We start from the raw sequence: 12933 nt of genomic DNA, 5'->3' as shown, positions 1-12933 counted from the left end.
GCGGACTCGGTAACGTCCCTGCCCATGCGCGGGATCATCCTGGCCGGGGGGACGGGCAGCCGCCTCTTCCCCATCACGCAGGCCGTGAGCAAGCAGCTCATGCCGGTCTACGACAAGCCGATGGTCTACTACCCGCTGTCGACGCTGATGATGGCCGGCGTCCGCGAGGTGCTGGTGATCACCACCCCCGGCGACCAGGCCGCGTTCCGGGCGCTGCTCGGCGACGGCAGTCGGCTGGGCATGCGGATCGAGTACGCCGCGCAGGAGCGCCCGGAGGGGCTGGCGCAGGCCTTCCTCATCGGCGCGGACTTCGTCGGCGGCGAGTCGGTGGCGCTGGTGCTGGGCGACAACATCTTCTACGGCGCCGGGCTGGGCACCGCCCTGGGCCGGCTGCCCGACCCCGACGGCGGGCACGTGTTCGCCTACCACGTGGCCAACCCGGCCGACTACGGCGTCGTGGAGTTCGACGGGGCCGGGAAGGTGCTCTCCATCGAGGAGAAGCCCGCGGCGCCCAAGAGCTCCTACGCCGTCCCGGGGCTGTACTTCTACGAGTCCTCGGTGGTGGCGGTCGCCCGGGGCATCACCCCCAGCGCCCGCGGCGAGCTGGAGATCACCGCCGTCAACGAGCACTACCTGCGCGAGGGCCGGCTGACCGTCACCGTCCTGGACCGCGGCACCGCCTGGCTGGACACCGGGACCTTCGCCTCGTTGCGTCAGGCGACGGAGTTCGTCTCCGTGGTCGAGGAGCGCCAGGGCCTCAAGATCGGCTGCATCGAGGAGGTCGCCTGGCGGCAGGGCTGGCTCTCCGACGACGAGCTGCGCGCGATCGCCGAGCCGCTGGCCAAGAGCGGCTACGGCGCCTACCTGCTGGGGCTCCTGGCCGAGTCGCGCTGAGACCCGGCCGGCCGGCGCCGGCTAGATCCGGCGGTGGTCGGTCGGCGCGTTGCGCGGGCCGAACCGCGGCGCCCGGGCCACGCCGTTGACCAGGAGCAGCCGCACGACGCGGTGCCGCTGACCCCGCCAGGGCTCGAGCAGCGCCATCATCCCGTCGTCGTCGGTGCGGGCCGCCCCGGACAGGGCGAAGCCGACCTGGTTCTTCAGGTGGTAGTCGCCGTAGCTGACGGTGTCCGGGCAGCCGAACACCCGCTGCACCACCTCGGCGGCCGTCCACACCCCGATGCCGAGCACGGTCTTCAGCCGGCGCTGCAGGTCGGCGGAGTCCAGCGCCTCGGGCGGCTCCATCCGGGCCGCCACGGAGGTGACCGCCCGCAGCGCGCGGCGGCGGGCGCCGTCCAGCCCGCAGCGGTGCCACTCCCAGTCGGTGACGTCGAGCAGCCGGCGAGGCGACGGCGGCACGCGCATCCCCTCGGGCGCGGGACCCGGCGCCGGCTCGCCGGCCAGCCGCAGCAGCGCCCGCCACACGCGGTGCGCCTCGATGGTGGTGACCTTCTGCTCGAGGACGGCGGGGATCAGGCAGTCCCAGGTGCGCTCGGTGCGGCCCAGCCGCAGCCACGGGGTGGTGCGGTGCAGCCGGGTCACCAGCGGGTGGCCGGCGCAGTCGAGCAGGGTCGGGTCGTCGTCGACTCCCAGCCACGCCGGCACCCGGCTGCCGGCCCACGCCGCCCCGGGGCCCCAGGCCGCGATCCGCACCTCGCCCCCCACCTGCGTGATCCGCACGGTCGCCGGGCCGCACGGCGTGGTGGTCACCCGCCAGGTGCCGTCGGCCTCGAAGCGCAGGGTCGGGTCGCCGGTGCCGCGCAGGTGCACGGACAGCGTGCGGCGGACGTCGAGGGGCCAGTCCGGCCGGAAGGCCGACTCGAAGGCCGGCGCGGTCGGGGTCCGCGGGAGGGTCGGCGTGCTCAGGGCGTGCTCCGGGGTGCAGGGGAAGCGGTGCTCGCCTCGCTGGTGGATCGGGGTGGAGCTGGTGGATCGGGGTGGATCAGCGCGGCGCCATCCGGAGGGCGCCGTCCATCCGGATGACCTCCCCGTTGAGGTAGCCGTGCTCGACGATGGCCAGGGCCAGCTCGGCGAAGTCGTCGGGCCGGCCCAGCCGCCGCGGGAACGGGATGCCGGCCGCCAGCGCCGTGCGGGCCTCCTCGGGGAGGCTGCCCAGCAGCGGCGTGTCGACCAGCCCGGGGGCGATCGTGCAGACCCGGACGCCGACGCTGGACAGGTCCCGCGCCGCCGGCAGGGTCAGCCCCACGATGCCACCCTTCGACGCCGCGTAGGCGATCTGGCCGATCTGCCCGTCGTAGGCGGCGATCGAGGCGGTGTTGACGATCACCCCGCGCTCGCCGTCCTCCCCCGGCTCGGTCCGCGCCATCGCGGCGGCGGCCAGGCGCAGCACGTTGAAGGTGCCGACCAGGTTGACCATGACCGTCCTCGTGAACTGCGGCAGCCCGTGCGCGGAGCCGTCGCGGTTGACGGTGCGCTCGGCCCAGCCGATGCCGGCGCAGTTGACCGCGACCCGCAGCGGCAGGTCCTTGGCCGTGGCCTCGGCGATCGCGGCCTGCACCGAGTCGTCGTCGGTGACGTCGGTGCGCACGAACGTCGTGTGCCCGCCCAGCTCGGCGGCCAGCGCCTGCCCGGCGTCGGCGTTGAGGTCGAGGATCGTGACGGCGGCGCCGCGCGCGGCCAGCGCCCGGACGGTGGCGGCACCGAGGCCCGAGGCCCCTCCGGAGACGACGGCGGCGACCTCGAGGCTCTTCATGCCCCCGAGGCTAGCCAGGCCCGGCGTGCTCAACTGAAGCGGTCGCCGTGGCCCGCCTCGACCTCGGCGAGCAGCTGCTTGACCCGCTCGGCGTCGCCGACCGGGCAGACCATCGTGACGTCGGCGGTGTGCACCACCACGCTGTCCCGGACGCCGACCAGCGCGACGAGGTGCCCGGGGTCGTCGCTGAACACGATGTTGCCGGCGGCGTCGAGGGTGACCGCCATGCCGCGGACGGCGTTGTCCCCCACCACCGCGAGCGTCTGCGCCAGCGCCGGCCACGAGCCGACGTCGAGCCAGTCGACGTCGAGGTCGGCGACCAGCACCCGGCCGGGCTCGCGGGCGGCGGGCTCCAGGACGGCGTAGTCGACGCTGATCTTCGGCAGGGTCGGGAACACCTCGGCGAGGACGGCGTCCCGCTGCGACCCGGCCGGCGCGGCCACCACCCGGGCCAGCCCCGCGGCGCTGGCGGGCAGGTGGTCGGCCAGCGCGTCGAGCACGGTGCGTGCCCGCCACACGAACATGCCGGAGTTCCACAGGTACTCCCCCGACGCGAGGTAGCCCTCGGCGGTGGCCCGGTCCGGCTTCTCCACGAACTCCGCGGCCTCGGCGACGCCCGGCACCTCCGTCGGCCCCCCGCGGCGCACGTAGCCGAAGCCGGTGGCCGGGGAGGTGGGGCGGATGCCGAGGGTGACCAGCGAGCGCGGCCGGGCCGCGAGCGCGTCGTAGGCGGTGCGGAGCGCGTCGGCGAAGCGCTCGACCGGCCGGATGACGTGGTCGGCGCTGACGACCGCCAGCTCGGCGTCCGGGTCGGCGTCGGCGACCAGCGCCGCCGTCAGCCCCACGGCGTTGGCCGTGTCCCGGGCGACGGGCTCCAGCACCAGCCGGCCCGGGTCCAGCCGCGGCAGCGCGGCGCGGACCTGGTCGCCGTAGCGGGCGGCGGTGCACACCCAGATCCGCTCGGCCGGCAGCACCGCCTCCAGCCGGGCGAAGGCCTCGGCGAGCAGGCTGTGCGCCCCGCCGTCGCCGTCGCCGACCACGTCGAGCAGCTGCTTGGGCCGGCCCGCCCGGGACAGCGGCCACAGCCGCGTCCCCGAGCCGCCGGCCATGATCACCGCGTGCCTCATCGGGCGGCCCCGCCGCGCGCGGCCCGCCCGGGGCGGGCGAGCTTGGCGGCCCCGGGCACCCGGGCGGCGCGGCCCACGCCCTCGGCCCGCCGCTGGAACGGCGCGCCGGCGGCCACCCGCCCGCTGACGTAGGAGACGAGCATCCGGGCGCCCAGCCCGGCCCGCAGCGCCGCCCGCAGCGGGGCGTTGCGCCGGCCCGGGTGCTGGGAGGACAGGTAGCGCAGCGCGCTCGTGTGGTGCACCCGGGCCATCCGGTGCGGCTCCCGTCCGGTCGCGTGCCCGCCCTCGTGGACGACGACGGCGGTCGGGGCGTAGACGTGCAGCCAGCCGCGGCGGCCCAGCCGCTCGGCGAGGTCGACGTCCTCGAAGTACATGAAGTAGCCGGGGTCGAAGCCGCCCACCGACCAGAAGGCGGCGACGTCGACCAGCAGGCAGGAGCCCGACAGCCACCCCGCCGGCCGCTCGCGCGGCTCCTCCCGCTCGCGCCGGTAGCGGGCCGTCCAGGGGTTGCTGGGCCAGGCCCAGCCGACGAGGGCGTGCCCGATCCCGGTGGACAGCCGCGGCAGGTCCCGGGCCGAGGGGTACAGCTCGCCCTCCGGCGTGCGGATGGCGGGGCCGACGGTCGCCGCGCGCGGCCAGCGGGCGGCGGCGGCGAGCAGCTCGTCGACCGAGCCGGGCTCGAACCGGACGTCGGGGTTGGCGACGAGCGCGTGGCCGGAGGTGAGCCCGGCCATGCCGGCGTTCACCGCGGCGCCGTAGCCCACGTTGCCGCCGGTGCGCAGCAGCCGGACGTGCGGGTGGGCGGCCGCCGCGGCCTCGGGCGCGCCGTCGGTGGACCCGTTGTCGGCGAGCACCACCTCGGTCGGGCGGGTGGTGGCCGTGGCCAGCGACTCGACGAACCCCTTGAGCGATTCGCCCGGGGAGTACGTCACGGCCACCACGCGGAGCGGCTCCGGCTGCACGGCTGGGTCCATGCGCACGAACGTAACCGGCGGCCCCGGCGGGACCCGGGCACGGCGTGCCCGGTTGGCCCGTCCGGCCCGCGGTGGGGGAAGCTCCCTCCCGCGCGCGGGCGAGGGACGCCGGGGCGCCGACGACCCGGAGGTGCAGATGGTCCGCGGACCCGGCCCGGACCGTCCGGCGGGAGCGGCCGCCGTCGACACGGGCCCCGCCACCGTCGACCCGGGCCCCGCCGCCGCCCCCGCCGCGCCGGCGGCCGACGCCCCGGCGGCCGACGCCCCGGCGGCCCCGTCCGGTGAGGAGGCGCCCGCATCGGCGTCCGCGCGGCGCCGGCCCGCGGGCTCCCGCGTCGTCCTCGTCCCCTGGCTGGCCGCCCCGGTCCTGCTCGCCGCCGGGTACCCGCTGCTGCCCGCGGCCAGCGACCTGCGGGCGCAGTACCAGATCTCCGTGCTGGTGCTGGTCACCGCCCCGCTGCTGGCCTGGCTGCTCACCCGCGGCAGCGCGCTCGCCCACCACACCGCCGCGGCGCTGGTCGCCGCGCTGCTGCCCGCGATGACGCTCGTCGCGCTGCACGGCACCGACTGGTACTTCTCCGGGCCGGCGGGCGACCAGTCCTTCCGGCTGGAGTACGCCACCCGCTTCACCGACGACCTCGCCCTGGCCGACTACACCTACGCCGACGTCCCGGCCTTCTACTCCCCCGGCTGGTTCTGGGTGGTCGGCCTGGCGGCGCGCGCCACGGGCCTGGCCGGCTGGCAGGCCTACAAGTGGGTGGCCGTCGCGACCCTGTACCTCGCCGCGGTGGTGGCCTTCGCCCTGTGGCGGCGGACCTGCGGCACCCGGGGCTCGGCCGCGCTGCTGGCGGTCACCGTCGTCGGGCTGCCGTCGATGGACTACGACTGGCTGTGGAGCCAGACCCTGCTCTTCGCCGGGGCCTACGAGCCCTACGCCTGGCTCATCGTGCTGCCGGCGCCTGCCCTGCTGGCCTGGTTCGGCGCGAGCGGCGGCGGGTGGTCCTGGCGGCGCGGCGCCGCGCTGGGCGTCGCCATCGGGGTCGCCGCGTGGCTGTACGTGCTGTACGCGCTGGTGCTGGCGCTGGCCGCGGCGGTGGTCGGGCTGCTGCGCCGGCGGGAGGGCCGGCTGCTCGAGGTCGCCGTCGCCGGCGTGGTCAGCGTCGTGCTGGTCACCCCGTGGCTCGGCCCGTTCCTGGTCCGGTGGCTGCAGGCCGGCCTGCCCACGGCCGACGCGCTGACCTGGATCGAGCCGGACGACTCCTACGGGCGGGTGCTCAGCGCGGCGGCGTCGCCGTGGCTGCTGCTGGCCGTGGCCGGGGCGGTCGCGCTCATGGCCGCCGACACGGCCGCGCACCGCCGGCTGCGCGGCCTGCAGGCGCTCGCGGTCACCGTGCTGGCGCTCGGCGTCGTGCAGGCCGTCGCCGGACAGGCCGGCCGGGGCGTGCTGTTCCACCGGCTGCTGCTCGTCCTCGGCGTGACCCTGCTGGCCGCGGGCGTGCTGGCCCTCGCCGTCCTCGCGCCCCGGCTGCGCGCCGCGCTCGCGGGGCGGGAGGTCCTGCGGCGGCCGCATCGCGTGCTCGTCGCCGTCCTGACCGTCCTGTTCTTCGTCGGCCTGAGCGGGCACGCCCGCGAGTGGCTGTCCGACGAGACGGCCATCGCCCTGCACCGGCAGGCCCAGGACACCCCCTACCCGGACGGCTCCCTGCCGCAGGCGGCCGGGCCCGACGCGCGCCCGGCGAGCGCCGAGGACCCGGCGGTCGACGACCTGCACGCCGCGCTGCGGGCGACCGCGGCCGAGGCCGGCCGGGACGGGCCCGGGCCGGTGCTCACCGACGACGTCCCGCTGCTGGCGACCACGCCGCTGCACGGCTACCAGCAGTGGTGGGCGCTGTACGCCAACCCGCTCGGCGCGTACCCCGAGCGGCGCGCCTTCCTGGAGGGCCTGCAGGACCTGCCCGACGGCGAGGTCCTGGCGCGGTTGCGGACGACGCCGGATGCGCCCACCGCCTTCGCGCTGGCCCTCGACGAGAACGACCCCGGCAGCGTCGTCTACGCGTCGACCGACTGGGACCCCTCGGTCGGCGGCTCGGTGGAGTGGTCGATCCGGCTGCCGCTGTCGCTGCTGGAGGGCCCGCAGTTCGCCAGCACCCGGGTGGGCACGTGGGTGGTCGCCGTCCTCCGCCCCGGGGCCTGAACCCGGGCTCCGCGGGCCCGGTGGGACTGCTGGGACGTGAGGGACTGTCCCGTCCCACTCCTCCGTCGATCACGCTCCGCCGCCGGTACAGTCGGCAGGCGTGACTTCAGCCAGTCCTGACCTCGTCGTCGTCGGCTCCGGGTTCTTCGGGCTCACCGTCGCCGAGCGGGTCGCCAGCCAACTGGACAAGCGCGTGCTGGTCATCGACCGCCGCGACCACATCGGGGGGAACGCCTACTCCGAGCCCGAACCGGAGACGGGCATCGAGGTGCACCGCTACGGTGCCCACCTGTTCCACACGTCCAACGAGCGGGTCTGGCAGTACGTCAACCAGTTCACCGAGTTCACGAACTACCAGCACAAGGTCTATTCGATCTACCAGGGGCAGACCTACTCGCTGCCGATGAACCTGGCGACGATCTGCCAGTACTTCGGCAAGAGCTTCTCCCCCGACGAGGCGCGGGCGCTGGTCGCCGAGCAGTCGACCGAGATCGACCCGGCCAACGTGACCAACCTCGAGGAGAAGGCGATCTCGCTGATCGGCCGCCCCCTCTACGAGGCCTTCGTCCGCGGCTACACCAAGAAGCAGTGGCAGACCGACCCCACGGAGCTGCCGGCGGCGGTCATCGCCCGGCTGCCGGTCCGCTACACGTTCGACAACCGGTACTTCAACGACACCTACGAGGGCCTGCCGGTCGACGGGTACACCGCCTGGCTGACCCGGATGGCCGACCACCCGAACATCGAGGTGCGGCTGTCGACCGACTACTTCGAGGTCCGCGACGAGCTGCCCAGCGACGTCCCGACCGTCTTCACCGGGCCGATCGACAAGTACTTCGACTACGAGGCCGGCGAGCTGGGCTGGCGGACGCTGGACTTCGAGACCGAGGTCCTGCCGATCGGCGACTTCCAGGGCACCTCGGTCATGAACTACGCCGACGAGGACGTGCCCTACACCCGGATCCACGAGTTCCGGCACTTCCACCCCGAGCGCAAGTACCCCGAGGACAAGACGGTCGTCGTCCGGGAGTACTCGCGGTTCGCCGAGACCGGCGACGAGCCGTACTACCCGATCAACACGCCCGAGGACCGGGACAAGCTCGAGCGCTACCGCGAGCTGGCGAAGAAGGAGGCGGCCGAGAAGCGCGTCCTGTTCGGCGGCCGGCTCGGCACGTACAAGTACCTCGACATGCACATGGCCATCGGGTCGGCGTTGAGCATGTTCGACAACCGGATCCGGCCGTTCTTCGCCGAGGGCGAGGAGCTGCAGGGCGACCTGGACGACTGACCCGCGCGAACGGCAGCAGGGCCCGGGAGGCGATGCCTCCCGGGCCCTGCTGCCGTTCTGGTGCCGGACGGACGGCGCGCCGTCCCCGCGGGGTGGCCGGTCAGCGGGGCGCGAAGCGCTCCCGGCGGCCGGCGCGGACCAGCCGCACCCACTCGCGGAAGCCCGCGGGGTCGCGCCGGGTGACGAGGAAGAACCAGGAGAAGCGGACCGCCTCCAGCGGCATCAGCCAGCGCATGCCCGGCTGCCGCATCAGGTAGCCCCGGTTGCGGTAGGTGTAGAACCGCTTCCAGTCCTCCTCGGGGTACTGCGCCGACAGCCGGCCGCCGAGGATCGGCTTGAACTCCGCGCTGCCGTTGGGGTGCAGGTAGGTGGTCCGCAGGCTGGTGCCGAACGGCAGCCCGGAGCGGACGAGACGGCGGTGCAGCTCGGTCTCGTCGCCCCGGGCGAACAGCCGCAGGTCCGGGACGCCGACCTGCAGCAGCGTCTCGGCGGCGAACAGCGCGCCGTTGAACAGCGAGGCGTAGCCGGGCAGGAAGTCGCCGTCCAGCGACGACCGCTCCCGCCGCCAGCGCAGCCCGGAGCGGACCGGGAAGGCGAACCGCTCGGGCTCCTCGATGTCGGCGACGACGGGCGAGACCTCGGCCAGGCCGCGGTCGCGGGCGACGCCCAGCAGGGTGGCCAGCACGTGCTCGTCGGCGGGGCGGCCGTCGTCATCGGCGCACCACACCCAGTCCGCGCCGCGGGCCAGGGCCTCGAGCATGCCGAGCGCGAAGCCGCCGGCACCGCCCAGGTTGGCGCGCGAGAGCACGTAGGTGTGCGGCAGCCCGCTGGCGCGCACGACCTCCTCGGCCGGCTGGTCGGGCCCGTTGTCGACCACGACGACGTGGTCGACCGGCCGGCTCTGCGCCGCCAAGGTGGCCAGCGCCGAGGCCAGCGGGCCCGGCCGGTGCCGGGTGACGATGACCGCGACGACCACGTCGGTGTCCGGCGCCGCCGGGCGGCTCCCCGTCACCGTGTCGGTCGCGCTCATCCCCCCTGCCCGGCGGGCGCCGGGGTCCGGCCCTTGTAGGCGTCCAGGACCTCGGTCAGCGTGCCGTGCTGCCGGATGCGGCCGTGCTCCATCCAGATGGCGGAGGTGCACAGCTGCTTGAGCAGGTCGTCGGAGTGCGAGGCGAACACCAGCAGCCCGGCGCGGGCCACGAGGTCCTTCAGCCGGTCCTTGGCGCGCTCGAGGAACGCCGCGTCGACCGCGCCGATGCCCTCGTCGAGCAGGAGGATCTCGGGGTCGATGCTCGTGACGACGCCCAGCGCCAGCCGCACCCGCATGCCGGTGGAGTAGGTGCGCAGCGGCATCTGGAGGAAGTTGCCGAGCTCGGTGAACTCGGCGATGTCGTCGACCCGCGCCTCCATCTGCTTGCGGGTCATCCCGAGGAACAGGCCCCGGACGATGATGTTCTCCAGCCCCGAGATCTCCGGGTCCATGCCGACGCCGAGGTCGAACACGGGCGCGACCCGGCCGTTGACCAGGGCCCGCCCGCTGGTGGGCTCGTAGATGCCCGACAGCAGCCGCAGCAGCGTCGACTTGCCCGCGCCGTTGTGCCCGACCAGCGCCAGCCGGTCGCCGTCGCGCAGGTGCAGGTCGATGTCGCGCAGCGCCTCGATGACGACGACCTTGCGCGCGTTGGCCGCCACGTTGCCGCCGACGACGCCGAGCACCGTGTGCTTCAGCGACCGGGACTTGGCGTCGAAGATCGGGAAGTCGACGCTCGCGGCGTCGACGTCGATGCTGACCATGGGGTGTCCCCTCTCAGACCCAGTAGGAGACGCGGCCGCGGTACCTGCGCATGACCAGCAGGCACAGCACCCAGCCGACGACGGTGATGACGGAGACGACGACCCAGTTGGACAGGTGCTGGTCCTCGCCGAGCATCGGCCGGCGGATGATCTCGACGAAGTGGAAGACGGGGTTGATCTGCACGATCCGCGCCCGCTCGGCCACCGCCGGGTTGTTGGCCAGGTCGTCGTAGATCCAGACGATCGGCGTCAGGAAGAACAGCAGCTGGACGAGGCTCTGGGTGACCGGAGGCAGGTCGCGGAAGCGGGTGCTCACGATGCCGATGAGCAGCGCGACCCAGGCGCCGTTCAGGATCAGCAGCCCGAACGCCGGGATGGCCGCGAGGCTCATCCAGGTCAGCGGCTGCGGGAACACCACGAGCATGACCGCGTAGACGATCAGGTTGTGGGCGAAGAACAGCGTCTGCCGCCACACCAGCCGGTACACGTGGATGCTGATCGGCGCCGGCAGGTGCGTGATCAGCCCGGAGTTGGCGACGAACACCTCCGACCCCTCGGAGATGCACCCGGAGACGAACGCCCAGACGATGAAGCCCACGAGGATGTAGGGCAGCTGGGTCTCGAGCGGGTTGCCGAAGAGGCCGGCGTAGAGGATGCCCAGCGCGATGGCCGTGACGGCCATGCTGATGGTGATCCAGATCGGCCCGAGGACGGAGCGGCGGTAGCGCTGCCGGATGTCCTGCCAGCCGAGGTGGAACCACAGCTCCCGCTGCCCCCACCCCTGGGAGAGGTCGCGGAAGGCCGACCGGAAGTCCCGGCCGGGCGGCCGCAGCGGCGCGGCGGCCGCGGGCGCGGCGGCCTCGGCCACCCCGCCCTCGGGGGTGCGGGTGGACGACATCGACGTCACTCCGCCTGGCCGGTGAACAGCCGGCGCCAGTTCTGGCGGCTGGTGAGCTGCGGCAGCGCGTCGCGGTACTGCTGCGCGGCCGCCGGGCCCTCCTGGGCCAGCCGCCGGCACGCCGCGGCGCTCTCCTTGAGCAGGCGGATCGTCTGCTCGCGGTCGAACTCGCGGATCCGCACGCCCTCCTGCGAGGCGTCGGTGACGATCGCCTTGCGGAAGCGGGAGACGTGCCACCACTGGGCGTCGTCCAGGGTGATCGACACCGCGCCGGCGTTGCGGCCGGTCAGCTGCCACAGCAACCGCTTGGCCAGCACGGCCTTCAGCGCCGACGGGTGCGGCGCCGCCCGCTCGATCGACTCGCCGCGCAGCGGCAGGCCGGGGACGTCGGAGGCGGGGTGCTTGACGGTCTCGGGGTAGCTCTGGCGCAGCTCCCGGATCTCGCTCAGCGCCTTCTGGCCGCCGTCGGCGAGGATCTCCGGGCCGGCGAGGAAGTCCTCGATGCCCTTGATCGCGGTGGCGGCCAGCCCGTACTGCATCGAGGTGACGTAGGCAACCATCCGGCCGAACTGGGCCCGCGCGGCGCCCTTGGCGTCGAAGTCGGTGTGCAGCGACGAGGTGATCAGGCTGTTGCGGACGCTGAAGTAGCGCGACCAGTCGTCCTGGTCCTTCCAGGTGAAGTCGGCGTGCCACACCCCGGCGCCGGGCAGCGTCACGGTGTTGAAGCCGGCCTCGCTGGCGCGGTAGCCGTACTCGATGTCGTCCCACTGGAAGAACACCGGCAGCGGGTAGCCGGTGGCCGACACGATCTCCGACGGGAGGATCGCGCTCCACCAGGCGTTGTAGACCGCGTCGACCCGCACCTCCTGGTTCTGCTCGGTCATGTCGGCGTTCCACAGCGCGCCGGGCACGACCTTGCCGGCCTCCAGCGTGCGCAGGTCGGCGTACTCGGCGCCGGTGTGCAGCCGCTTGGGGTGCAGCGCGTAGAGCATCTGCGCGCCGACGATGACCGGCTGGCGGGCCGAGTTGGCGAACGCGGTGAGCCGCACGATCGACTCGGGCTCGAGCACGATGTCGTCGTCCATGAACAGGACGTTGGCGTGGTGCTCGGCCTCGACCTCGGTGACCTCGTACATGCCGCGGGTGAAGCCGCCGGCGCCGCCGAGGTTGGCCTGGGTGATGTAGCGCAGCCGCCCGGCCAGGTCGGCCTCGACGGCGGGGAACTCGGGCCGGTCGGCGACCCGCTTGTCGCCCTGGTCGATGACGTAGACGACGTCGAGCTCGTCGAGCGCCGGCAGGTCCGCGGCGAGGGACTGCAGCGTCTTGACGCAGTCGGCGGGGCGGTTGTGGGTGCAGATGACGACGGCGGTCTTCCGCGGCCGGGGCGGGTGCGGGATCGTCCAGCGGGCGTCGCGGACGGTCACGGCGTTCTCGCCGGCGCGGAAGTCGGCCCAGATGGCGCCGCCGTCGACGAACTTGTCGATCGCCACGGTCAGCGAGACCTCGCCGGAGCCGACCATCTCCTGGCCGCCGATGGTCCGCGGCTCGCCGTTGACGTCGCTGGCGAACAGCTCGACCACGCCCTCGCCCTCGAACGAGGCCTCGAACGTCATCTCGGTCACGCCGGTCCAGCGCTGCCAGTAGGAGGCGGGGACCCGGCCGAAGTAGGTGTTGGTGCTCAGCGCCGAGTGCGGGTCGAGCGTGAACGAGGTCCGCTGCAGGTGGACCCGGCCCTGGACCTTCTTGGCGTACAGCTCGCCGGGCAGCCCCAGCGCCGGCGGGAGGGTGAGGACGCGCTGCGCGAGGCTCGCGCGGTCCAGCCGGGGCTCGGTCGCCGGGACGGCGGGCTCGATGGAGGTCGTGGTCATAGGTTGTGCGGTCCTCGCTGACGACGGCATGACGAGCCCACTCGCACGGCGTGGCGCCGGGCGTGGACTTCCGCCGGTCA

General features: G+C 74.2%; 11 protein-coding genes. 3 read left to right on the top strand and 8 right to left on the bottom strand.

Going from position 1 to position 12933, the window contains the following annotated elements; all coding sequences use genetic code 11:
* Nucleotides 1-24 precede the first annotated feature (24 nt).
* Nucleotides 25-894 (top strand): glucose-1-phosphate thymidylyltransferase RfbA, encoded by an 870-nt coding sequence (rfbA, locus tag ACI79F_RS07550; RefSeq protein ID WP_456547353.1) that lies wholly within the window; start codon nt 25-27, stop codon nt 892-894.
* 21 nt (nt 895-915) lie between these two features.
* Here the strand turns inward: rfbA and ACI79F_RS07545 are convergent, their stop codons facing one another.
* The 4 genes from ACI79F_RS07545 to ACI79F_RS07530 form a co-directional block, all read right to left on the bottom strand.
* Complete coding sequence (locus ACI79F_RS07545; RefSeq protein WP_456547352.1) at nt 916-1767, bottom strand: DNA-3-methyladenine glycosylase family protein; 852 nt, start codon at nt 1765-1767, stop codon at nt 916-918.
* 172 nt (nt 1768-1939) lie between these two features.
* Entirely contained in the window at nt 1940-2710 is a 771-nt protein-coding gene (locus ACI79F_RS07540; RefSeq protein WP_456547351.1) for an SDR family NAD(P)-dependent oxidoreductase, read from the bottom strand.
* Nucleotides 2711-2739: 29 nt separating this feature from the next.
* The gene (locus ACI79F_RS07535) at nt 2740-3837 is read right to left on the bottom strand and encodes a mannose-1-phosphate guanylyltransferase (protein ID WP_456547350.1); all 1098 of its coding nucleotides are present in this window, start codon (nt 3835-3837) and stop codon (nt 2740-2742) included.
* The gene (locus ACI79F_RS07530; RefSeq protein ID WP_456547349.1) at nt 3834-4811 is read right to left on the bottom strand and encodes a glycosyltransferase family 2 protein; all 978 of its coding nucleotides are present in this window, start codon (nt 4809-4811) and stop codon (nt 3834-3836) included. The genes ACI79F_RS07535 and ACI79F_RS07530 overlap by 4 nt, the downstream gene beginning before the upstream one ends.
* A 136-nt stretch (nt 4812-4947) precedes the next feature.
* On the opposite strand from ACI79F_RS07530, the gene ACI79F_RS07525 reads away from it, so the two are divergent.
* Together ACI79F_RS07525 and glf are read left to right on the top strand one after the other, a co-directional pair.
* Nucleotides 4948-7005, top strand: coding sequence for an arabinofuranosyltransferase (locus ACI79F_RS07525; protein ID WP_456547348.1), 2058 nt, complete (start codon nt 4948-4950; stop codon nt 7003-7005).
* A gap of 100 nt (nt 7006-7105) precedes the next feature.
* Entirely contained in the window at nt 7106-8293 is a 1188-nt protein-coding gene (glf, locus tag ACI79F_RS07520) for a UDP-galactopyranose mutase (protein WP_456547347.1), read from the top strand.
* A 100-nt stretch (nt 8294-8393) separates the two neighbouring features.
* On the opposite strand, the gene glfT1 is transcribed toward glf, so the two are convergent.
* The 4 genes from glfT1 to ACI79F_RS07500 are packed head-to-tail and all read right to left on the bottom strand — an operon-like array spanning nt 8394 to nt 12853.
* Nucleotides 8394-9323: a galactofuranosyltransferase GlfT1 gene (gene glfT1 / locus ACI79F_RS07515; RefSeq protein WP_456547346.1), complete on the bottom strand. Its 930-nt coding sequence runs from the start codon at nt 9321-9323 to the stop codon at nt 8394-8396.
* Entirely contained in the window at nt 9320-10087 is a 768-nt protein-coding gene (gene wzt / locus ACI79F_RS07510) for a galactan export ABC transporter ATP-binding subunit Wzt/RfbE (RefSeq protein ID WP_456547345.1), read from the bottom strand. The genes glfT1 and wzt overlap by 4 nt, the downstream gene beginning before the upstream one ends.
* 13 nt (nt 10088-10100) lie before the next feature.
* Nucleotides 10101-10985, bottom strand: coding sequence for a galactan export ABC transporter permease subunit Wzm/RfbD (wzm, locus tag ACI79F_RS07505; RefSeq protein WP_456547344.1), 885 nt, complete (start codon nt 10983-10985; stop codon nt 10101-10103).
* Between the two features lie 5 nt (nt 10986-10990).
* A complete protein-coding gene (locus ACI79F_RS07500) occupies nt 10991-12853 on the bottom strand; it encodes a glycosyltransferase (protein ID WP_456547343.1) in 1863 nt (620 codons plus the stop codon).
* Nucleotides 12854-12933 lie beyond the last annotated feature (80 nt).

The sequence above is a fragment of the Blastococcus sp. SYSU D00868 genome (assembly GCF_054050575.1).
This window is presented reverse-complemented; position numbering and strand designations above follow the sequence as displayed.